Below are 22401 nucleotides of genomic sequence, written 5' to 3'. Positions count from 1 at the left end.
GGAGCGCCCCAGGCTCCACTCCCCGCCCCTGAGAGCGAGCCGATGCAACTGCCCGCCGACGACCGCCTGTTGAGCCCGCGCACCGGCTACACCCGCGCCCACTGGGAGACCGCCGCCGACGCCCTCCTCGCCGCGGTGGAGCCGTACGCGACCGAGGACCGCGCGCTCTACCACCTCCCCGGCACGCATACGAGCTGGTCCGGCAGGCTCTCCGACGGCCTGGAGGGCTACGCCCGCACCCTGCTGCTGGCCGCCTTCCGCCGCGACGAGACGGCACTGGAACGCTACGCCGACGGACTCGCCGCAGGCGTCGCGGGCGCCTGGCCCCGCATCGAGGACCGCAGCCAGCCCCTCGTCGAGGCGGCCTCGATCGCCCTCGCCCTGCGGCTGACCCGCCCCCTCCTCTGGGACCGCCTCGACGAGCCCGTACGTCAGCGCGCGGCGGCCTGGCTCGCCGACGCCCTTACCGCCGAACCCTGGCCCTGCAACTGGGAGTTGTTCCCCGTCACCGTGGGCGGCTTCCTCCAGGAGATCGGCCACGAGCCCGAGGCCTCCCGCAAGGCGATCGACCACGGGCTGGAACGCATCGAGCAGTGGTACGTCGGCGACGGCTGGTACACGGACGGCGACGGCCGCAAGTTCGACTACTACAACGGCTGGGCGATGCACCTCTACCCGGTCCTGCACGCCTGGCTCGCCGACGACACCCGCCTCCTGGACCGCTACGCCGGCCGCCTGGAACGCCATCTCTCCGACTACGCCCGCCTGTTCGGCGGCGACGGCGCCCCGATGCTTCAGGGCCGCTCCCTCACCTACCGCTTCGCGACTACGGCCCCGCTGTGGCTGGGTGCGCTGACGGGACGTACGCCGCTGCCACCGGGGGAGACCCGACGGCTGGCCTCCGGGGCGCTCCGGTACTTCCTGGACCGCGGCGCGGTGGACGACCGGGGCCTGCTGACCCTGGGCTGGCTCGGCCCCGACGAGACCCTCCTGCAAGGCTATTCGGGCCCCGCCTCCCCGTACTGGGCCAGCAAGGGATTCCTCGGCCTGCTGCTCCCGCCGGACCACGAGGTGTGGACGGCCGTCGAGGAACCGGGCCCGGCGGAACGCGCGGACGCCGTCACCGCGATCAAGCCCGCCAACTGGCTTCTCCAGTCCACCAGTTCCGACGGCCTGGTCCGCCTCCACAACCACGGCAGCGAGGACGTCCGCTACGACCCGTACTACACCCGCCTCGCCTACTCCACGGCTACGGGGCCCTCGACGGCGTACGACAACAGCGTGATCCTCGACGGCGATCCGAGCCGTACGGACATCGTGCCGTTGGGGGTGGGGGAGGGGTGGGCGGCCTCGCGGCACACGGCGGCTGCCGGTGCCCGGGTGACCAGCGTGGTGATGGCCGAGAGCGCGGTGGAGGTGCGGGCCCATCTGGTGGCGGGCGCCGCCGCCGGGACGCAGGTCCGGGTCACTGGCTGGTCGGCGGAGGGCGGGCCGACCGCCGAACTCCTTTCCCTGCACGGCCTGTTGGACGGCGAGGGTGTCGTCGGTGACGGGCCCACCCTGTTCGTCGCCGTGGTACGGCTCACCGCTGAGCCGGACCCCCGTCCCCTCGCGGAGCTGGTGTCCGTGGCGGTCGACGGGGAGCACGGCGTCTCCGTTCGGTGGGCCGGCGGCGGGCGGACGACCTACCGGTTCACGGAGTCAGCCGGGCTATCCGGAGGCTCGTGACGGTCGGCGACGCCCCGGAAAGGGCGGTCGCGTAAGTCGGGGTGACAGGCGCGTACGCCCAGGTCAGCGTGGAGTCCTTCAGGACCGCTATGTCGCCACTGATCCGCGCGCTCACTATCTTGTCCGCACTCTGGAACTTGCCGTTCCAGTCGATGAGCCGCAGATGCGTCCCCGTGAAAGTGCCGGTGCAGGTTCCGGCGGCGCATTTGGCGTTCTTCAGGGACTCCCAGGAGACCAGGAGACGGTCCTTGCCGTACGGCGCCACGTGCACGTTGACGTTCTCGGTGCCCGCGGCGCTGGTGAGGTAAAGGGCCTTGCCCGGGGCGGAGTTGCGGTTCGCCATGAAGGCGACGGCGACCTGGTGGGTGCTCGTTTTCGGGGTCACCGTCCAGCCGCGTCCGCTGGAGTCGGCGGTGTTCTTCTTGGCCGAGGCGGCGCCGCGGGAGGCGAAGGCGGTGGCGTACCGGCCGCTCGCCGACTTCACCAGGTCACCGGTGCGGCCGGGGAAGGTACCACCGCAGTACCCCGCCCAGCACTGCTCGCGCTGCACCACCGGCGCGACGTCCGGGGCGCCGATCCCGGTGGAGACGAACAGGCCCGAGCGCCAGTCGTCGAAGCAGAGCGAGGTGAAGGCGCCGGAGGTCTCGGCGTGCAGCGCGATGCCCTCGTTGTGGCTGCAGCCCCAACTCCAACCACCGCTCAGTTTGGCGCCCTTGGCGCTGACGTAGGCCAGCTTGTCGCCGAAGTGGCCGTCCGCGAAACCGCCCGCGCCGTGCACGACGAAGTACGCGCCGTACTTGGTGCCGTTCCAGGTGAGCTGGCCGTCGAGACCGGGGGAGGTGTCGTTCGAGGCGGTGCCGGTGAGCTTGGTGCGGAAGGTCTGCTTGCCGTTCGTGTAGCGGATGATCGCGGCGGCCGTCTCCTTCCACTTGTTGGTGTCGGCCACCCGGGTGAGCAGCGCGAAACCGTCGTTGTGCGCGACCAGACCGCCGACCTCCTTGGCGCCCTTGACGACCGTGTCGGCGCCCGAGCGGACTCCGGCGGCGCTGAGCGGGGTGACATGCACGCCGTCGGCGGCGGGCCACGCCACACGCAGGGTGCCGTTGGGCGCGACGGAGGTGGTCGTACGGGTCCACTGGCGGGCGTTGTTGTAACCGGCCGTCAGATAGGGGAACTTGGCGGTGAGCGCGATCGTGGTGCTGATCGGGGAGAGCGTGCCGGTCGTGGCCTTGGCGGCCGTCGAGGTCTTCGAGGCGGCCTCGGGAGTGGTCTTCGGGGAGGCGGAGGGAGTCGTAGAACTGCGGGTCGCGGCCTCGGCGCTCGTGGATGCGGACGTGACCGCGGGCGTGGTCGTGGTCACGTTGGCGGCGGTCGAGCCGCCGTTGTCGGCGCCGTCGCCGCTGTTCGACGCCGCGGTCGCGTACCACGCACCGCCCAGCAGGGCCGCGACGGCGAGCGAGCCCGCGAGCGGCTTGCGGGCGATGCGGCGGCGGGCGCGGCGGCGGTGCGTGGTGGTGCGTCTTGCGTTGGTCATGTCCCCAAGTCGCCGCTCGGGCGGGGGAGGTTGCCGTGGTGCCGACGCAATGTGTGGGCGGTGTTCGGGAGTGAGACCGGCTCCACAGCCGAGGCGGGCCGATCCTGGTACGTTGGAAGCTTTCCTGGGTATCAGACCCTTTGGACTCAGGTACTCACGTACTCAGGTATCAGACCCTTTTGGATCACCACCGGCGAGGGACCGAGGAACCATGGCCATGGACCCCGGCGAGAAGCGACTGGCGGCCGCCGTCGTGATGGACGACGAGGGGCGCGTCCTGCTGGTGCGCCGCAGTGCGACCGAGCGGTTCCTGCCGCGTGTGTGGGGCGTTCCGTGCGGGAAGCTGGAGCCGGACGAGCGGTCCGAGGACGGCGCGCTGCGGGAGCTGAAGGAGGAGACCGGGCTCCTGGGGGAGATCGTCCGCAAGATCGGCGAGTCGTCCTTCGTCAGTGAGTACCGGGGCCGCGAGACCAAGAACTGGCAGGACAACTACCTGGTCAGGCCGCTGACCCGGGAGATCACCCTCCCCGAGCCCGACCAGGCGTACCGGTGGCTGCCGCCGTCCGAGCTGGCCGAAGCGGGCATCGACATCGACGCGTACAACCTGGACGTCGTACGACAGGCCCTCACGAACTTCTGAGCGACTCCGCCAGCGCGTCCAACGCGCCGAGATAGTCCTTCACATCGAGGGGCACCTTCGCCACCGCGCCCGGATGCGGGCCCGCCGCCGTGAACACATCGGTGTGGCGCCGCCGGTCGGCACCCGTCTCCAGGAACAGCGTCACGGTCGGTATGTCCGTGTCGCACCAGGCCCGATGCAGGATGTTCGCGGGCAGGGCGTAGGCGCTGCCCGCCGCGTACTGCCCCACATGCGTCAGCCGGAGCCGCGCGGGACCCGTCGGCCGCAGCCGCCAGTCGGCGCCGTGGTCGGAGAGGGACTCCTCGTACCGGTCCGCGGTGATCCCGCCGTCGCCCCGCGCCTCGTACAACTCCATCGCGAGCCGCCCCCGGACCACGTAAGAGGCCAGCGGGGAACGGTGGTTGTGGATGTCCTCCGTGCCGATCGCCGCCCTGTCGGAATGCCACAGATGGGCGCGCAGCATGTGCCGCGGGCCGGCGTCGATCAGCAACAGCTTGTCGAAACCCAGGACATGACGGTACGACAGGTTGGCGCAGCCCTCCGGATCGCCCTCGCCGGAGGCGAGTTCGGCCACCAGCTCCAACAGGCGCTCGGGGGAGCCCAGTTCGGCGACGACGGCACGGGCCGCGGTCACCGTCCCGTGGTCGGACAGTTCACCGTCCAGCGCCTCGGTCAGCAGCCGTCGCGCCGCCAGGATCTGCCGACCACCCATGCACTCACTCCCCAACTCCGGCTCACACCAGCCTCGTTCGCGTATCGGGCTGATACATCCATACGGCATGGGCGCGCAGCGCCGAAAGGCCTTGATAGGTCATCCAGATGGGCTGGCGCAGTTCCTCGGTCGTCGTGAACGCGGACCCGTCCCGGCTCCAGGACCAGATACCGTCGGTCTGCGCCGCCCACACCGCGGCCGCCGCGCCGTTCAACCGCTCCCGCCAGGCCTCCTCCAGACCGTCCTCCCGGGCGATCTCCTGCGCGCCCGGGGTGAGCAGGGCGCGCACGATCCAGGACGCGGTGAAGTGCCGTACGTTCAGCACCTCGTGGTGCGAGGAGTCGTCCGGGTGGCGTCGGCGCACCTCCTCCCGCAGGTTCGCCAGATCGCCGCAGGTGTCGTGCGCCGTCGCCGGGCAGGACAGCAGCCAGCGCACTCCGTCCTCGCGGACCGAACTCTCCACGGGCCCCTCGCCCAGGACCCGGGCCGCCCGGTCCAGGGCGACCACGGCCTGCGCGGTGTGCAGAGCGGAGGGCTGGGCGGGATGCGCGGCCCAGGGCGGCGGGGAGAGCCGGTGGCTCCAGCAGCGGCGATGCTGGCGCTGCGGGTCGGAGAACGCGCCGTCGACCAGGGCGTCCCGCAGCACGGGCAGCGTCGGCGCGTCCGGTGCCGCGCGCAGCAGCCCGCGCAGCACGGTGGTGACGACATGGGTCAACGCCCGTCCCGTGCCGTCGAGTTCAGGGGTGAAGCCGGCCTCGCAGCGAGCCACCTCGTCGGCCAGCCGCTCCCGTGACGCCCCGGCCCGGGCCAGTGCGCCGAGCACCATCGCGGTGACCTCGGGTCGGGCCACGGATCCCTGCGAACGCGCCGACCAGCCGCCGCCCTGCAACCGCAGCCGCCACAGGGTGTCGATGAGGTCGCCGGTGTGCAGCCGTCCGTCCGGCACGCCGAGGTCCAGCACGATGTGCAGCCCGTACGCCGTGGCCAGCGAGGTCGGCCGGGCCGGGCCGTCCAGTTCCTGGAGGGAGTGCGGCCAGCCGACGAGCCGGCCGCGCACCGGGTCGTCCACCACGGCGACCTGCGCCGCGAGGGTGTCGTACGCCGAAGTGAACACGTGCGGCAGCGGGCCGGGAGCGGTCGACGCGAGGGGCGCGGGCGTGGTGAGCGGCGCGGGTCCGGACGTGCGGGCGCGGAGCAGGGCGGCCGCCAGCCAGGTCATCCCGGCCGTGGCGAGGCCGCTCAGCCCGGCGATCAGATACTTGGCCGGTGCGCCGTCGATCGAGTCGGGCAGCACCTCGAACAGGAACTGGAACACCGCGTATCCGGCGGCCACACACCCGAACCGGCCCAGCCAGCCCACGAACCGGGCCGGCGGATCCCCGCCCGGCGGCACCGGACCGGGCGATCCCGGCGTCCTCAAGGGACCACGTCCAAGCTGCTGTTGGGACAACTCGCGCTCCCTCCCCCCGGGGTGGCACGTGACGTTCGCGAAGCTTCCAGTCTAAGTGGTCAGCGATGCCCCTGGGACGTGCACCGGAACCAGCGTCTCCGTCAGCCCGCCGCAGCCGCCCGGGGCCAGTGCGTCAGCGCCGTGTGCAGGGCGTCGACGACCCGCTCCCAGGACTTCTGCACGTCACGCGGCGCGCCGAAGCCGCCGGTGGACTCCAGGGCGCAGTAGCCGTGGAAGGTACTGCGCAACAGGCGTACGGCGTCGGTGAGATCGGGTTCCTCCAGGCCGTAGGCGCGCAGCATGCCGTAGGTGATCTCGGCGGTGCGGCGCAGCGCGGGGGAGTCGGCGATCAGGGCCTGGTCGACACGGATCTGGGTGGCCGCGTAACGGCCCGGGTGCTCCAGGGCGTAGGCCCGGTAGGCGCCGGCGAAGGCGGTCAACGCGTCCCGGCCCGCGCGGCCGGCCACCGCGACCGCGATCCGGTCGATCAGCTCGCCGCCCGCGAGGAGAGCGACCCGGGTGCGCAGGTCCTGGAGGTTCCTGACGTGCGAGTACAGGCTCGCGTCCTTCACGCCGAACCGGCGGGCCAGGGCGGACAGGGTGACATGGTCGAAGCCGACCTCGTCGGCGAGGCCGGCGGCGGCCGCCACGACACGGTCCGCGGTGAGCCCGGCGCGAGCCACGGCTGACCACCTCCCTCCTGACCTGCGGTAACTAGAGCCCCTAGGACAATAGCTAATAACAAGAGGGGTGTCCGGCGCGTTTCCCCACCGCCACCACCGGATCCCGGCACCAGACTTGACCACCATGGACGACGACTCGGCCCTCCCCGCCCTCCGCGCCACCGCGCTCCTCGGCCGCCCCAGACTGTGGCTCATCCCCACCGTCCTCACCGGCCTGCTCGCCCTGCTGCTCTCCCTCCTCTACATGGGCGGCATCGTCAACCCCAACCGCGAACTTCGCGACCTGCCCATCGCCCTCGTCAACGCCGACACGGGCAGCCCGCTGCCCGGCCAGCGGCAGAACCTGGGCACCCAGATCGCGCACTCCATCGTCACCGACACCAGCAGCCGCGCACCCGGCTGGCGCCAACTCACCCGCGCCCAGGCCCAGGACGAACTGGACGCGGGCAAGGTCTACGGCGCCCTCGTCATCCCCGCCGACTTCACGGACTCGGTCGCCGCACTCACCACCACGAACGCCACCGCCCGCCCGACGATCACCGTGCTGACCAACCCCGGCAAGGGCAGTCTCGGCTCCTCCCTCGCGAGCCGGATCTCCACGACCGCGGCCCAGCAGGCCTCGCTCACCATCGGCAAACAGCTCACGGCGGCCGCCACGAAGGCCGACTCCACGCAGAAGCTGTTCCTCGCCGACCCGGTGCTGATCGTCACGAAGGTCGGCCACCCCATCGGCGCCAACAGCGGCATCGGCCTGACCGCGTTCTACTACACCCTGCTGCTGGTCCTGGCCGGCTTCATGGGTGGCAACGTCATCAGCAACGGCGTCGACACCGCCCTCGGCTACGCCGACAACGAGATCGGCCCCTGGCACACCCGCCGCCCCACCGTCCCCATCGACCGCACCCAGACCCTGCTCCTGAAAATGGCGATGACGGCAGGGATCACCCTCCTCAGCGTCTCCCTGATCATGCTCGCCACCGTCACCATCCTCGGCATGGACGCGACCCACATCCCCCTCCTGTGGATCTACTCCTACTGCGCGGCCCTCGCCGTAGGCCTCGGCGTCCAGGCCATCAACGCCGCCTTCGGAGGCATCGGCCAGCTCGTCTCCATGTTCGTCTTCATCGTCCTGGGCCTCCCGTCCTCCGGCGCCACGGTCCCCCTCCAGGCGGTCCCCGGCTTCTACCGCTTCCTCTCCCACTTCGAGCCCATGCGCCAACTCAGCGACGGCGTACGGGCGATCCTCTACTTCGACGCACGGGGCGACGCGGGCCTGACCCGCGCCTGGACGATGATCGCGATCGGCGCGGCGATCGGCCTGCTCTTCGGTTTCGCGATGGTCAGGTACTACGACAGGAAGGGCCACAGGCGCCTTACGCCTCAACCGAACTGATCATCAACTGCCGGATGAGAACTGAGAGTTGACTCTCAGACTTTCTGAGAGAACACTCTCGGACCATGGATTCCGGCAACCGCTTCGGCGACATGGAGATCTCCGACCCGAAGGCCATGCGCGCGCTGGCGCACCCCGTACGGCTCGCCATCCTCGAACGCCTCCAGCGCCACGGCGCCGCCACCGCCTCCCGGCTCTCCCCGCACGTCGGCGCCACCCCGTCCGTCACGAGCTGGCATCTGCGCCATCTCGCGGGCTACGGCCTGGTCCGCGACGCGGAGGGCGGGACGGACCGGCGGGAGCGGCGCTGGGAGGCGGTGGCGCGGGGCTTCCGCGTCGGGATACCGCAGGACGAGGAGGGCCGCTCGGCCGCGCTGGTGCTGGCCGGCGAGATGTTCGCGCGGAACGCCGAACTGCCCCTGCGCTGGCTGACCGAGACCGCGCCCGAACTGGAGCCGGAGTGGGCCGGGCTCGCCGGGGCGGACAACACGCGGATCGTGGTGACGGCGGACGAACTCGCCTCCCTGAAGGACGCGTTGGAGGAACTGATCGCACCGTACGTCCTCCGCAAACAGGACCGACGACCGCAGGACGGCAGAGACGTCCGCCTGTTGACGTACGTCCTGCCGGAGTGAAGGGCCGATGGACGACCCGGCCGACGCCGGGCTCGCTGTGGCGGGACCGCCGCTTCGTCCGCTTCTGGTGCGGCCAGTCCGTCTCCCAGTTCGGCGACCGCGTCTCCGAACTGGCCTTACCCCTCATAGCAGTTGGCGCACTGCACGCGTCCGCGAACGAGGTAGCCCTGCTGACCGCCCTCGTCTGGACCCCGAACCTCCTCGGCCTGTTCCTGGGCGCCTGGGTCGACCACCGCCCCGGCAAGCGCCGACTCATGCTGCTCGCCGACCTGTTCCGAGCCGCTGTCCTGCTCACCCTGCCGATCACCTACGCCCTCGACACGGTGACCCTCGGCCAGCTCTACACGGTGGCCCTGCTGACCGGCACGGCGGCGGTCGTCTTCAATACGGCCTACTCGTCGTTCTTCGCCCACCTCGTGCCGCCGACGTCGTACGTCGATGCGAACAGCAAGCTCAGCGCGAGCCGTTCGGCCTCCTTCATCGCCGGTCCCGCGATCGGCGGCGTTCTGGTCCAGGCGCTGACGGCACCGGTCGCGGTGATCGCCGACGCGCTGTCGTTCGTGGCGTCGGCGATCCTCGTCGGCGGCACCCGGGTCGACGAACCGGCGAACTCCGAAGCGACCGGCCCCTCATTGCTACGGCGGGCGCGCGAAGGTCTGGCCTTCGTGATCCACGACCCCGTCATGCGGGCGGGCCTCCTCTGCGCCACCACCGTCAACTTCTGCACCTTCCTCTCGGGCACCGGTCTGCTCGTCCTGTTCGCCGACCGTGTCCTCCAACTCTCGCCCGGCGCCATCGGGTTGGCCTTCGGGGTGGGCGCGACGGGCGGGCTGTTGGGCGCGGTGACGGCCCCGGCGATCGCCCGCCGGATCGGCGTGGGCCACAGCATCGCCGTCGGAGCGGTCCTGTTCCCGGCACCCCTCGCCCTCGTCGCGGCGGCGACCGGCCCGACCTGGGCCCGCCTAGGTTTCCTGGGCGCGGCCGAGTTCCTCTCCGCCTTCGGCGTCATGCTCTTCGACGTCAACCTCAACTCCCTCCAGGCATCGGTCGTACCGGACGGGCTGCGCAGCCGGGTCGCGGGCGCGTACAGCACGGTCAACTACGGGGTACGTCCGTTGGGCGCGCTGATCGGCGGTGAGCTCGCCACGCTGGCGGGGCTGAGGGTGACGTTGATGGTGGCCGCGGTCGGGGGAGCGATGTCGGTGTTGTGGGTGGTGGGTTCGCCGATACCCGAGGTGCGGAGGTTGGGGCAGCCTTCGGGGGCGGACTGAAGACCGTACAGCGGGCGAAGGCCACCGCGGACGCGGCAGTCACGGCGGCGAAGAAGCAGGCCTCGGGCTTCAGGCACCAACTTCTCAGCCTGGTCGCGGACGTCATCGGCCTTACCGACGCCTACAACTGCTTCACCAGGGCGACGTGATGGGCTGTGTCAACACGGCCCTGGCAGCGGCCCCTTGGGGCAAGGTCTTCAAAGCGATCAAGGTCGGCGTCGAAGCCTTCAAGGTCACGCCGTCGAGGAAGCCCGCACGGCGGAGAGCGCCGGCCCGGGTGTCGCCGAAGACGCCACCTGCGTGGTGCACAGCTTCGTACCCAGTACCGGGGTGCGCCTGGCAGACGGCTCCTCGAAACCGATCAGCAAGGTCAAGGCCGGGGACACAGTCCTCGCCACGGACCCGCAGACGGGCGTCACGGCCCCGGAGAAGGTCCAGAACGTCATCGTCACTACGACTGACAAGGACTTCACCACCCTCACCCTGGACACGGCTCCGGTCCGAGGCCCGCCCCAGCACAAGAAGGCCGGTGCTCAGACCCTCACTACCACCTGGCACCACCCCTTCTGGGACGCCACCCACCACCGGTGGACCGATGCCCGCTACCTCACCTCCGGCACCAAGCTCCGTCAGCCGGACGGTACGACGGTCGTCATCCGAGGGGTGCGCAACTTCCATCAGCGCAGCACCACGTACGACCTCACCGTCGGTACCCTCCACACGTACTACGTACTGGCGGGCGGCGCCCCGCTGCTGGTCCACAACTGCCCGACGGGTGGAGCCGCCGATCTTCCGGACTTCGGCTCCAACGGCATTCCCCGGCATCAACCCGGCGCGGCGGCCAGCCGGTCGGGAGAGGCGTCGGCCGAGGCCGAGGCAACGGCCGAAGAGGGCGCAGAACGCGCGGAGTTCAAGACTGGCGCGGTCGAAGAGGTGTCCAGCGTTGCACAGCAGATCGGTGATCACATTGGGGGTGGCGTGCAGGCCACAGACCCGATCAGCGCGGTGGCCGTGACCATTACTGTCGGAATCGACGCGTTCAAAAAGGGTCTGGCGCGCAGAGCACGAAGGGCGGCGGAGGGCGACTGATGAACCGGGTCAGGGCGGATGTCGAGGAGATCGTCGAGCAGTACGGCCGGGACGGACGGCTGTCTTCCGAGAGGCTCGCCTTGGCGGAGTTCGGTGTTTGGGACAGGCTGACTCCGGGCGTGCTCCTGGGCATGGCCCTCTGCCTTGCCGTGGCTGAGGATCCCGCGTTCGCCAGGGAGATCGCGGAGTCGGGCGACACGGTACTGGCGGGGCTGATCTCGGGAGACTTCCGCGCGATTGAACTGGGCGTCGAGGACGCGGCCATGAGTTGGGAGCAGGTGGTGGCCCGGCTCGTGGAGTTCGTCCGGCGTCCAGATGCGTCCGCGAGCACTCTCGACGTTCTGCTGTCTCAGGCGGAGGACCTCTGGTCCGAAGTGCTCGACTCCGGCGAGATGACCCGTCCCCAGGTCAGGGACGGTGAGTTCGGACCATGGGACGAGACCGAGACGCCGGTGCCCTCCGGAGTGGAGCGACTCGACTACGGCGTGCTGAGGGTGCCGCAGCTGGAGGGCGCACGCATCCACCCGCTGAACTCCGGCGGGCGCGCCGTCGGGGTGATCGTCTCCCTAGGTGATCACGCCCTCAGCCTCCAGGCGTTCCGGGTTCCGGTAGGCCCGGTCTGGGGGAAGGTGCGACCGAAGATCATCCAGGGTGTCCGGAATCAGGGAGGCACCGCGGAGGACGCCGAGAGCAGCCTCGGCTCCGAGGTCCGTGCCCGGATTCCTGTCGTGAAGGGCGGGGAGCAGGTGCTCCAGCCGACGCGGATCGTCGGGTGCGACGGGCCGGGATGGCTGCTGCGTGGGAGCTACGGGGGGCCAGCGGCACTGACGGATGTGGTGGATCCGCGGTTCTATCACCTCTTCACCCAGACCATCGTCGACCTGCCTCCTCCCACTGCAGAAGACACCGCAGAAGTCGCCGAGGTGGAGGTAACCATGCCGTCGGCGGACACTGCGAGGGTTTCAAAGCCGGAAGGGAATCCTGCCGGACCGGCTGTGTACCCAAGAGATGCGAGCGTTGATGAATAGACGCGGGGGAATATGCCGTGCCGGAATCCAGGCCGGCTCGGTCTTGTTGGCTGCCGGATGTGGAGGGCACGGCTCCTCCAAGGCGGCCGAGCCTTCCGCGAAAGCGAGTGGTACGACCGCTGCTGCGGCCGGTGGGTCCGGTGCGAAGTCGGCTGCGATGACACGTGCGCAGCTGGAGAGTGCAGTGATCGCCGACTCGAAGGCGGTCCCCGGCGGCCCCACCCTCCTCCTTTGAAGAACGCACACCCCCCAGGCGCTCGGCCGGAGCGCAGCCGCGCTCACCCGTTCACCCCCGTGTAGTGCCCCAGACTCCACCGCCACAGCCCCCGCGAACCCACATACGCCAGCACCCCCACCACCGGCGACCCCGCCGCCAGCCAGTACGGGACCCCGATGTCGTGGCCGTGGCCGGTCAGGACGGCGGCGGGGAGGAAGGCTACGAAGGCGAGGGGGAGGCCGTAGGTGAGGAAGCCGCCTACCGCGCGCGGGAGGACGTTGAGGGGGTAGTTGCCGAAGGTGCCGAGGAGGTCCTCCAGCCAGCGGCTCCAGTAGCTCGCGGACGGGTAGCGGAGGGAGGCGCTCGCCACGGCGGTGAAGAGGGCCGCCTCCAGGAGCATGCCGCCGAGGAGGGCGGCGATCAGGTACGTGATGCGGCCCGCCGTCCAGTCGAGGTGGCTGCGGCCGAGGGCGCCGATCATGAGGCCGGCGGCCACGGTCAGGTCGCCGATCGCGTTGGTGGGGAAGTACTCCAACTGGACCTGGCGGTGGACCGGCATCGGGCGCACCAGGTAGATGTCGATACGGCCTTCCTGGATGTATCTGCCGACGCCGTGCATACGGCCCAGGAACAGGACCATCAGCCCGTGCGCCAGCATCCGGGTCGCCGGGATCAGCAGGACGTCGGAGCTGTCCCAGCCGCCCATTCCGGAGAACCGGGTGAGCAGCACGGTCGCGAACACGATCACCGACACCTGCCAGATCGCGCCGATCGCGATCATCAGCAGGAACTCGGTGCGGTATTCGAGCTGGGCACGGAAGTTGAGGCGCGTGATGCGCCACACGATCCGGACTGCTTTCACTCGCGTCAACCTCCTTGGGCCACGACCCGGCGGGCGGCACGCCGCCACAGGAACCGGGTGAAGAGAGAAAGGGACATCACCCAGGCGGCCTGTAGGGCGAGTTGCGTGCCCGCGTCGGACAGCGGGATACGGCCCACGTAGATCGACAGCGGCACGCTGAGTGTCGCCTGGAACGGCAGGAAACGGCTCATCGTGATGAACCAGTCCGGGAAGAACCACAGCGGCGCGTACACCCCGGACAGCAGGTTCTGCGCGAAGATCAGGATGAGCATCGCGGCGCCGTTGCGAAGTGTCCAGAAGCACAGTTGGTCGATGAGAAGCATGACGTAGTAGAGGACGAGCTGGCCCAGCAGCATGCTGAGGGTGAACACCCCCGCTACCGCTGGTGACTTGGGTGGTTCCACCACCCCGGCCGCCAGGCAGGCCGCGTATCCCGTCAACGCCCACGCCAGGCCGTACAGTTGCTCGCCGAACGCCCGCAGCGCGTAGTAGCGCTGGGGCGGCAGCGGGCGCAGGTACCAGTAGATGATCGTGCCGAAGTGCATGTGCTGGAGGACCGTGTCCCGGCCCGCCTGCTGGTCCAACTCCCGTAGGCGGGACGCGAGTACGGCCAGTACGGCGTACGTCACCGCCTGGTCGCGGGTGAGGCCGGCGGTGGGTCCGGTCTGGGAGTACAGGCCGCGCCACAGGGATGCCACCAGCACGACCTGCACGGTCAGGCGGAGCAGAGCGGCGGTGATGCGGGGAGGGGCGAGCAGTTCGCCGAGCGGGGTGACGCGGGCGGCGCGCCAGGCGTGCAGGGCGGCCATCTCAGGCCTCCTCGGCCCGCGGGCCGGCCTGGACGTACGCGGCGCGCATCACATCCTCCAACTCGGCCTCGTCCATGGCGATCTCGGTCACCTCGTACCGCTCGATGACCTGCTTCAGCGCCTGGTGGACGGTCGGTGCGTCGGAGCCGTCCGGGCCGAAGACCACCTGCGGTCCGTCCCGTCGCACCAGAGCGATGCCCGGCAGGGCTACGGCCGCCGCGTGCGCGTCGGCGAGCGTCGCGCGGATCTGCCAGGTCGAGCCGAACCTGCGGCGGATCTCGTCGAGAGTGCCGTCCAGGACCAGCCGGCCGTGGTTGATGAGGACGACCCGCTCGGCGAGCCGGGCGACCTCGGTCATGTCGTGCGTGGTCAGCAGGACCGTACGGCCGCGCTCCTCCACCTGGTGCCGCAGGAACTCTCGTACCTGCTCCTTCACCACCACGTCCATGCCGATGGTCGGCTCGTCGAGGAAGACGACCGGCGGGTCGTGCAACAGGGCGGCGGCCAGGTCGCAGCGCACCCTCTGGCCGAGGGAGAGATGGCGGACACGAGTGTCCCAGAAGGCGGACAGTTCGAGGATGGCGTCGAACTCCCGCAGCCGGGCCGCGTGTTGGGCCTTCGGCACCTCGTAGATGTCCCGGAGGATCGCGAACGACTCGCGCACCGGCAGGTCCCACCAGAGTTGGGTGCGCTGCCCGAACACCGCCCCGATGTTACGGGCGTTGCGCTCGCGCTCCCGGTACGGCACCACGCCCGCGACCCGGGCCTCGCCGGAGGTGGGCGTCAGGATGCCGGTGAGGATCTTGATGGTGGTGGACTTGCCGGCGCCGTTCGGACCGAGCAACGCGAGGAGTTCGCCCGGCGCGACCTCGAACGTGACGTCGGAGACTGCGTACTTGGGGACGCGCTCAGGGTTGACGAGGGAGCGGAGGCCGCCGACGAAACCCGGGCGGCGGACCGTGGTGTGGAAGGTGCGGGACAGGCCCCGTACCTCGATGCTGCTCGCGCTCACTCGATCCACCTTCGGGTGAGCCGGTACAGGGCGTTCATCACGTTCATGACGCGGACCTCCTCGTCAGTCGGATCAGCCAGGCCGTCGCCAGCAGCGACGCGCCCGACAACAGGGTCAACAGCCAGGGCACCGCGTGGATCCCGGACGCCTCGATCCCGACCCCGAGCAGCGGCGGAGCCGCCACCCCGCCGATCATCGAGGCCGCGATCACCCACGCACCGGCACGCCCGGCCTGGGGGAGCGCCTTGTTGAGCCAGGGCAGGCCCGTCGGGAAAACCGGCGCGATGAACAAGCCAACACCGGCGTACGCCACCGGTGCCACTCCTTTAACCAGCGTCAACAGCAGACACACCGTCATCCCGGCCGCGCACACCGCGAGGATGCGCTCGGGGGCGTACCGCAGGGTGATCGGCACGACCAGGAAGCGGCCCGCCGTCATCATCAGCCAGTAGACGGAGGTCGCCGACGCGGCCACGGTCGCGGTGTAGCCGATCGTCTCCAGATGCGTGGGCTCCCAGCCGCCGACGCCCGCCTCGACCGCCACGTTGAGGATGTAGAGGAGAAGGAAGCCGACGAGGACGCGGGACAGGCCCAGGCCATCGCCACCCGTCCTTGCTGGTGGGTCGTCAGATACACGTGTACGTACGCCACTTGAGCCGGCGAACACGAGCGCCGCCGCCAGCACCGCGCACGCCCCGAACGCGTACGGGTATTCGTCCGGACCGAGCCAGGCCACGACCGCCGGGCCCAGCACCGCACCGATGCCGAAGTGCGCGTTGAGCACGTTCAGCATCGCGGTGGAGCGGTCACCGAAACCGGCGGCGAAGAGCTGGTTCAGGCCGTAGTCGATGCCGCCGAAGCCGAGGCCGCCCAGGAACGCGGCTGCCAGGGCGAGGGGCCAGTGGGGCGCGAGCGCGAAACCCGCGCCGCCCGCCGCCATCAGGCCGTAACTCCACGCGAGCAGCGCCCTGTTGCTGATCCGGGAGTGGATCGCGTTGAAGACCAGGACGCCGGCTACTCCGCCCGTGAAGTGCAGGCTCAGGCCGAGGCCCGCGCCGGACGGGGAGAGCCCGAACTCGTGGCGCAGGCCCGGGATCGCGGGGCCGTAGAGGGCCTGGAGCATGCCGATGAGGACGAAGCCGACGCAGGACGCGACCGCGGCCGGTCGGCTGAAGAGCCGGTCGGCCGCGGACGGTTTCATGGCGGTGCTGGTCAATTGGGCTCCGGGGTTTCCGAGAAGACGAAGGAGAACTCGGTGGGTTCGGCGTTGAGGAAGTACTGCGGCAGCGGGCCCGGGCCGCAGGACTGCGAGCCGATGCCGTGCTGGCCGTGGTCGAGGTTCACCCACATCGTGTCGCCCTGAGTGAGATCGGCGCGGTGGGTGGCCGCGTCCAGTTGTTCCGACGTCCAGTGGCGGGCCGTGAACCAGAACTCCGGGTCGCCGTCGATCCGCAGGCCGCCCAGCTGGGCCCAACGGACGTCCGCGCGGGCGCCGTTCTCCTGCGGACGGACGTAGGGGGTCTGGAGAGCGTCGACCGTGGACTCCCAACGGCCCAGCAGCGAGGCCGACTTGGTGTCGGGGTACGCCTCGCCGGGGCCGCCGCCGAACCACTTCACCCGGTCGGCGCTCGCGTCGAGCCCGAAGCGGATGCCCAACCTCGGGAGCGGTACGGTCCAGTCGCCCTCGGGTTTCACTGACACCGTGAGCCGCAGCCGCTCGCCGTCCGAGGTCCAGCGGTAGACCGTGGCGAGCCCGATCTCCCAGGCGGCGGGCGCCACCCGGGTGCGTACCGTCAGCGCGTCCTCGCTCAGCTCCACGCCGTCCAGGCGGTGTCGCATCCGGTGCAGGCCCAACTTGCGCCACAGCAGGCCGAATCGGACGTCCGTCTGCCAGGACGCGCCGTCGTCGTTGTCGGTGGTCGCCCGCCACACGTCCAGACGGAGACCGGTGACGTCCACCGCGCCGATCGACTTCAGCTCACCCGTACGGGCGTCGAAGGAGGCCGGGCCGAGGGTGATCCGCCGCTCGCCGAGGACGGGTCCGGTGAGGGCGGACACCGACGGCAACGGGCGGGCGGCGACGGGAAATTGGGCCCAGGCGATCACATGGCCCGCAGGCGCCCAGGCGGTGTCGGCCGCGAGCAACGCCCGTACGGTCCACTGGGATTCGGCGCCGTCGGACTCCACGGGCGGGGCCGGCAGCTTTACGTCGGCGGACTCGCCGGGTGCGAGCGGCGGGACGGTCAGAGTGCCCGACTCGACCGTCTCGCCGTCCACTTGGTAGGACCACTGGAAGACGAATGCGGACAGGTCGGCGAAGTCGTGCTTGTTGGTCACCAGCACGGAGCCGACGGAGCCGTCGGAATCGGTCATCGAGATCGGCTCGATGACCTTCTTGTACTCGATCAGCCCGGGGGAGGGAGCGCGGTCCGGGAAGAGCAGGCCGTCGCAGACGAAGTTCCCGTCGTGCAGCTCCTCGCCGAAGTCGCCGCCGTACGCGAAGCCGTACCGCTCGTCCCTGATGCCGTGGTCGATCCACTCCCAGATGAAACCGCCCTGGAGCCGGTCGTACGACTCGAAGAGGCGCTGGTAGTCGGCGAGTCCGCCGGGGCCGTTGCCCATGGCGTGGCCGTACTCGCAGAGGATGAAGGGGAGCCCGCGGCGCCGGTGAGTGCCGCCGTCCTCGCCCCGGCCGATGCGTTCGACCTCGGCGTGGCCGGCGTACATCCGTGAATAGACGTCCGTGTCACGGCAGTTGATGTCGCCCTCGTAGTGCACGAGCCGTGAGCGGTCACGGCCATGGATCCACTCGGCCATGGCGGTGAGGCCGCGGCCGGTGCCGGCCTCGTTGCCGAGGGACCAGATGATGACGGACGGGTGGTTCTTGTCCCGTTCGACCATGCGGGCGGCGCGGTCGAGGAGGGCGGGGGTCCAGCGGTCGTCGTCAACGGGGTTGTCGCGCCAGGCCTGTTCGGTGAAACCGTGGGTCTCCAGGTCGCACTCGTCGATGACCCACAGGCCGTACTCGTCGCACAGGTCCAGGAAGGCGGGGTGCGGCGGGTAGTGCGAGGTGCGGACCGCGTTGATGTTGTGCCGCTTCATCAGCAGCACGTCCTCGCGCATGGTCTCCAGGTCGAGGGCGCGGCCCTGTTCCGGGTGCCACTCGTGGCGGTTGACGCCCTTGAGGAGGATCGCCTTCCCGTTGACCTTGATCAGGTCGTCGGCGAGTTCGACGGTCCGGAAGCCGATGCGCAGCGGGACGCGTTCGCCCTCCGTCGTCAGCAACCCCTCGTACAGGTACGGGCGTTCGGCCGTCCATGGCTCGACCGGCACGGTGACGGACTCGCCGGTCGCGACATCGATGTCCAGGGCGGGCACGGTGACCCGGCCGTCGACGTCGGAGTCCACGCGCAGGGTGCCCGCGCCGCCGACGTGGTCGTAGGAGGCGTGCACGAAGAAGTCGAGGACGCTGCCCGGTGGGCGGTGCAGCAGGGTGACGTCTCGGAAGATGCCGGGCAGCCACCACTGGTCCTGGTCCTCCAGGTACGAGCCCGCCGACCACTGGTGGACGCGGACGGCCAGGACGTTGCCGCCCGGCTTCAGCAGGTGCCCGACCGCGAACTCGTGCGGCAGCCGGGAGCCCTTGAACTCGCCGATGTCCGTGCCGTTCAGCCAGACGCGGGCGCAGGACTCCACCCCGTCGAAGCGCAGCACCGCCCCGCCGTCCGAGGGCCACTCGGACGGCAGGTCGAAGGTACGGAGATGGTCGCCGGTCGGGTTCTCGGTCGGGACGCGCGGCGGGTCGACCGGGAAGGGGTAGAGGTGGTTGGTGTAGATGGGGGAGCCGTGGCCTTGCAGGACCCAGTGGCCGGGGACCGTGACCTCGGCCCAGCCCCCGGCGTCGTAGCCCTCCGCGGCGAACGAGTCGTCCTCGGCGTCGGCGGTCGCCGACACACGCAGGCGCCAACTGCCGTTCAATGACAGTGACTTCGCGTCCGAGGACGCGTACCGGGCGCGGGGCGGGAGAGCCCCGCTGCCCGGGGAGACATCCTCGACGTAGTCGGTGGCCGTGGTCGTTCGGAAAGACATCGGTCTCCAGTTCGTCAGGGGGGAGGCGTCAGCCCTTGATGCCGGTCTGCGCGATCCCCTGCACCAGCCAGCGCTGGAGGAAGAGGAACACGAAGACCAGGGGCAGGATGGAAACTGCGGTGGCCATGAAGATGAGATGGAAGTTGACGGTCTGGTTCGTGATGAACGACGACAGGGCGATCTGCACGGTCCAGGAGTCCGGGTCCTGGCCGATGACCAGCGGCCACAGGAAGGCGTTCCAGCCGCTGATGAAGGTGATCGTGGCGATCGCCGCGAAGAAGTTCAGCGAGTTGGGTACGACGATCCGCCAGTACGCGCCCCAGTAGCCGAGCCCGTCCACGCGCGCCGCCTCCTCCAACTCCTTGGGGAACCCCAGGAAGTACTGCCGGAAGAGGAAGCAGGTGAAACCACTGAACAGGCCCGGGATGATGAGCCCCCGGTAGGTGTCGACCCAGCCGAGGGACGAGACGAGGACGAAGCTCGGCACGAAGGTGACGGCCGTGGGGACCATCAGGGTCGCGAGGACGGCGTAGAAGACCTTGTTGGCGTGCTTGTAGGGGATGCGGGCCAGGCCGTAGCCGGCCAGTGAGCAGACCAGCAGGGTGCCCAGGGTCATCAGGACGGCGACGACCGTGGAGTTCCACAGGGCGCGGCCGAACTGGACGGTCTGGTCGTCGAAGAGTTCGGAGATGTTGCCCCACTGGAAGGAGGGGAGCAGCTTCCAGTTCTCGCCGGTGATCTCCGGGTCCGTGGAGAGGGCGTTGCGGAGGATCAGATAGAAGGGGATCAGGAAGAGCAGGGCGGCGACGGAGACGGCGAGGTACAGACCCGTGTTGCCGAGGACGCCGCCGCGCCTCCTACGGCGCTTCTTGCCCAACTGCGGTGCGGTGGTGGTCACTTGGACTCCTCCCCCCTTCCGAAGCCCATGATCTTGCCCTGGGCGAGGGTGATGACGCAGATCAGCAGGGACAGGATGACCGCGCCCGCGCTGCCGGCGCCGTAGTCCTGGTTCGTGCCGAGGGCCGCCTTGTAGAGCTCCATGAGCGGGGTCTGGGCCCAAGTGGCCTTGGTCGTGATGAGGTTGTAGAACTCGTCGAATGCCTGGTAGGCGGCGATGAGCAGGAGCAGGACCACCGCCGTTGACGTGGCCCGGAGTTGGGGCAGCGTGATGTAGCGGAAGGTCTGCCAGCCCCGCTTGGCGCCGTCGATCTCGGCGGCCTCGTACAGCTCGGCCGGGATGTTCTGCAGTGCCGCGAGGAACAGGATCATGTAGAAGCCGGACTGGATCCACAGCCGCAGGCTCACGATGACCACCCAGTACCAGGGCGGGCTCGGGTTGGACAGATAGGCGATGTTGTCGACGCCGAACCAGCCGAGGACCGTGTTCATCAGGCCGAAGCGGACACCGGTGAAGATGGACATCTTCCAGATCAGCGCGGCGGCGACGTACGACACGGCGGTCGGCAGGAAGAACACCGACCGGAAGAACGCCCGCATGAACCGCAGTTGGTTCACCAGCAGCGCCAGACCCAGCGACAGCGCCCAGGTGGTCGGCACGATGAACGCGGCGAACACCGTGAACGTCAGCAGCGAATCGGGGAAGTTGCTGTTGGTCAGGATCTGCCGGTAGTTGTCGAGGCCGACGAAGTCGCTCGGCGTGACGGTGTAGCGGGCGTCGAAGAAGCTGAGCCAGATGCTCCATCCGATGGGGACGAAGACGAAGATCACCAGGCCGATGAGGAAGGGGCCGGTGAAGAGCCAGAAGTTCAGGGTGGCGTTGGACCGCAGGCCCCGCCGCGGCCGGGCCTTGGAGGCCTTGGCCGCGGCGGGCTGGGCGACCCCGCGCGTGGTGGTGGTCGACATGTCGTGTTCCGTCCGCCGGTCTATCCGAACAGCTTCTTGAGCTCGACATCGACCTTCTTGTCGCACGCGTCGAGCGCGGCCTCCGGGTTGCCGTTCTTGCGGACGCTGGACGCGATCACGTCGTTGAAGGCGGTGATCATGGTCTGGTCCCAGCTGATGTTGTCGAAGTGGCCGTAGTCGGTGAAGAGTTTGACGGCCTCGGCCGGCAGCCCCGTCTTGAGCTTGGTGGCCTGCGCGGCTATCGAGGTGCGCGGCGGGATGTGGAAGCCGTACGAGAGCGCCCAGTCCTCCTGGTACTTCTTCTGGTCGATCCACAGCCACTTCACGTACTCCTTGGCCGCTTCGACGTTCTTGCCCTTGGCGTTGACGAACATCGACCAACCGCCGTTGGTGACCGAGAACTTGCCGTTGTCGCCGACCTTCGGGAACGGGAAGACACCGAGGTCGTCGCCGAGCGCCTGCTGCATGGCCGGCATGGACCACATGCCGCCCCACTGGATGGCGCACAGCCCCTGGTCGAGCGAGGACGGGTCCCAGTAGTCGGTCGGGGCGTCCAGCAGCACATGGCCGCTCGTGAACAGGGTCCGGAGCTTCTTCAGGCCGTCGACGACGGCGTCCGTGTGGTAGGCGATCTCGTGGTTCGCGTTCAGTGTGTCGGCGCCCGCCGACCAGATCACGTTGCTCTGGACCGAGGTGAAGTCGTTGCCGAGGTAGACGCCCTTGACCTTGCTCGTGGTGAGCTTGGCGGCGGCCTCCAGCAACTCGTCGAGCGTGGTGGGGACTTCGACCTTGGCCTTCTCCAGCATCGACTTGCGGTAGTAGAAGAACTGCGGGTCGTCGATCATCCGGATCCCGTAGATCTTGCCGTCGACCGTGTGCGAGGTGATGTCGGCCGGATTGAAGTCGTCCTTGACCGGGTCGATGATGTCGCTCAGGTCCGCCACCTGACCGCTCTTGACCAACTGCAACTGCGGGTGGAACTCGAAGACGTCGGGCGCCTGCTTGGTGAGCAGGGACGAGAAGAGCTTGGCCTCGAAGTTGGTGCCGGTGATCCAGGTGGTGGACACGTTGGCCTTGCTGTAGGCCTTCGCGTACCGCTTGATCGCCTGCTCCGTCCCCGCCTCGCCGTACGCGTGGAAGTACTGGACGAGCTGCTTGCCCGAACCCGAGCCCCCGCCACGGCCGTTGTTGCCCCCGCAGGCGGCCAGCGTGCCGGCCGCGGCCATCCCCGCCGCCGCCCGGAATACGGATCGGCGGGACCAGTTGCTGTTGCTCATTGCCGACATGGTGACGTCCTTGTCTCTCGCGGTCTCTCGCGCGGCTGCGGCTCCACGGCTCAGCGGCCCGTGGCTCAAATCGAGGTGCGGTGCGGGACGTTAACCTTCG

Annotated in this window: 19 protein-coding genes; 7 read left to right on the top strand and 12 right to left on the bottom strand. The window is 69.6% G+C overall.

All coding sequences use genetic code 11. The annotated features are described in order from the left end of the window. Positions 1-42 precede the first annotated feature (42 nt). A complete protein-coding gene (locus AB0M63_RS07610; protein ID WP_366018761.1) occupies positions 43-1728 on the top strand; it encodes a DUF2264 domain-containing protein in 1686 nt (561 codons plus the stop codon). Here the strand turns inward: AB0M63_RS07610 and AB0M63_RS07605 are convergent. Further along, positions 1694-3262: a hypothetical protein gene (locus AB0M63_RS07605; protein ID WP_366018760.1), complete on the bottom strand. Its 1569-nt coding sequence runs from the start codon at positions 3260-3262 to the stop codon at positions 1694-1696. The genes AB0M63_RS07610 and AB0M63_RS07605 overlap by 35 nt on opposite strands. 217 nt (positions 3263-3479) lie before the next feature. Here AB0M63_RS07605 and AB0M63_RS07600 point away from each other — a divergent pair, with 217 nt between their 5' ends. Beyond that, a complete protein-coding gene (locus AB0M63_RS07600; RefSeq protein ID WP_366018990.1) occupies positions 3480-3902 on the top strand; it encodes an NUDIX hydrolase in 423 nt (140 codons plus the stop codon). Here AB0M63_RS07600 and AB0M63_RS07595 read toward each other — a convergent pair. The 3 genes from AB0M63_RS07595 to AB0M63_RS07585 form a co-directional block, all read right to left on the bottom strand. After that, positions 3889-4614, bottom strand: coding sequence for a hypothetical protein (locus AB0M63_RS07595; RefSeq protein ID WP_366018759.1), 726 nt, complete (start codon positions 4612-4614; stop codon positions 3889-3891). The genes AB0M63_RS07600 and AB0M63_RS07595 overlap by 14 nt on opposite strands. A 22-nt stretch (positions 4615-4636) precedes the next feature. Next, positions 4637-6034 carry a hypothetical protein gene (locus AB0M63_RS07590; protein ID WP_366018757.1) on the bottom strand — a complete coding sequence of 466 codons (1398 nt, stop codon included), beginning with the start codon at positions 6032-6034 and terminating at the stop codon, positions 4637-4639. A gap of 131 nt (positions 6035-6165) precedes the next feature. After that, the gene (locus AB0M63_RS07585) at positions 6166-6747 is read right to left on the bottom strand and encodes a WHG domain-containing protein (RefSeq protein ID WP_355924722.1); all 582 of its coding nucleotides are present in this window, start codon (positions 6745-6747) and stop codon (positions 6166-6168) included. 124 nt (positions 6748-6871) lie between these two features. Here AB0M63_RS07585 and AB0M63_RS07580 point away from each other — a divergent pair, with 124 nt between their 5' ends. The 5 genes from AB0M63_RS07580 to AB0M63_RS07560 all read left to right on the top strand — a co-directional run bounded on the left by AB0M63_RS07580 (position 6872) and on the right by AB0M63_RS07560 (position 12163). After that, positions 6872-8140 carry a DUF3533 domain-containing protein gene (locus AB0M63_RS07580; protein WP_366018756.1) on the top strand — a complete coding sequence of 423 codons (1269 nt, stop codon included), beginning with the start codon at positions 6872-6874 and terminating at the stop codon, positions 8138-8140. A 65-nt stretch (positions 8141-8205) separates the two neighbouring features. Continuing rightward, positions 8206-8775: a helix-turn-helix domain-containing protein gene (locus AB0M63_RS07575; protein WP_366018755.1), complete on the top strand. Its 570-nt coding sequence runs from the start codon at positions 8206-8208 to the stop codon at positions 8773-8775. Then, the gene (locus AB0M63_RS07570) at positions 8772-10046 is read left to right on the top strand and encodes an MFS transporter (RefSeq protein ID WP_366018754.1); all 1275 of its coding nucleotides are present in this window, start codon (positions 8772-8774) and stop codon (positions 10044-10046) included. Before AB0M63_RS07575 ends, AB0M63_RS07570 begins: the two co-directional genes overlap by 4 nt. A gap of 330 nt (positions 10047-10376) precedes the next feature. Next, on the top strand, positions 10377-11135 hold the full coding sequence (locus AB0M63_RS07565; protein WP_366018753.1) for a polymorphic toxin-type HINT domain-containing protein: 759 nt from the start codon (positions 10377-10379) through the stop codon (positions 11133-11135). Next, positions 11135-12163, top strand: a complete 1029-nt coding sequence (locus AB0M63_RS07560) for a DUF3710 domain-containing protein (protein ID WP_366018752.1) — start codon at positions 11135-11137, stop codon at positions 12161-12163. The genes AB0M63_RS07565 and AB0M63_RS07560 overlap by 1 nt, the downstream gene beginning before the upstream one ends. Positions 12164-12441: 278 nt before the next feature. On the opposite strand, the gene AB0M63_RS07555 is transcribed toward AB0M63_RS07560, so the two are convergent. The 8 genes from AB0M63_RS07555 to AB0M63_RS07520 are packed head-to-tail and all read right to left on the bottom strand — an operon-like array spanning position 12442 to position 22301. Continuing rightward, a complete protein-coding gene (locus AB0M63_RS07555) occupies positions 12442-13242 on the bottom strand; it encodes an ABC-2 family transporter protein (protein WP_366018751.1) in 801 nt (266 codons plus the stop codon). Positions 13243-13247: 5 nt separating this feature from the next. Further along, complete coding sequence (locus AB0M63_RS07550) at positions 13248-14051, bottom strand: ABC-2 family transporter protein (protein ID WP_366018750.1); 804 nt, start codon at positions 14049-14051, stop codon at positions 13248-13250. A 1-nt stretch (position 14052) separates the two neighbouring features. Then, on the bottom strand, positions 14053-15063 hold the full coding sequence (locus AB0M63_RS07545) for an ATP-binding cassette domain-containing protein (protein ID WP_366018749.1): 1011 nt from the start codon (positions 15061-15063) through the stop codon (positions 14053-14055). A gap of 43 nt (positions 15064-15106) precedes the next feature. Continuing rightward, positions 15107-16264: an MFS transporter gene (locus tag AB0M63_RS07540; protein WP_366018989.1), complete on the bottom strand. Its 1158-nt coding sequence runs from the start codon at positions 16262-16264 to the stop codon at positions 15107-15109. Between the two features lie 11 nt (positions 16265-16275). Further along, entirely contained in the window at positions 16276-19152 is a 2877-nt protein-coding gene (locus AB0M63_RS07535; protein WP_366018748.1) for a glycoside hydrolase family 2 TIM barrel-domain containing protein, read from the bottom strand. A 28-nt stretch (positions 19153-19180) separates the two neighbouring features. Further along, positions 19181-20050 carry a carbohydrate ABC transporter permease gene (locus AB0M63_RS07530; protein ID WP_366018747.1) on the bottom strand — a complete coding sequence of 290 codons (870 nt, stop codon included), beginning with the start codon at positions 20048-20050 and terminating at the stop codon, positions 19181-19183. After that, positions 20047-21015, bottom strand: a complete 969-nt coding sequence (locus tag AB0M63_RS07525; protein ID WP_366018746.1) for a sugar ABC transporter permease — start codon at positions 21013-21015, stop codon at positions 20047-20049. Before AB0M63_RS07525 ends, AB0M63_RS07530 begins: the two co-directional genes overlap by 4 nt. A 20-nt stretch (positions 21016-21035) precedes the next feature. Further along, complete coding sequence (locus AB0M63_RS07520; protein ID WP_355907384.1) at positions 21036-22301, bottom strand: sugar ABC transporter substrate-binding protein; 1266 nt, start codon at positions 22299-22301, stop codon at positions 21036-21038. Positions 22302-22401 lie beyond the last annotated feature (100 nt).

Origin of the sequence: Streptomyces sp. NPDC051576, assembly GCF_040681835.1 — a bacterium.
Classification (GTDB): Bacteria; Actinomycetota; Actinomycetes; order Streptomycetales; family Streptomycetaceae; genus Streptomyces.
The sequence above is the reverse complement of the archived record's forward strand: the minus strand, read 5'-3'. Positions and strand labels throughout refer to the sequence as shown.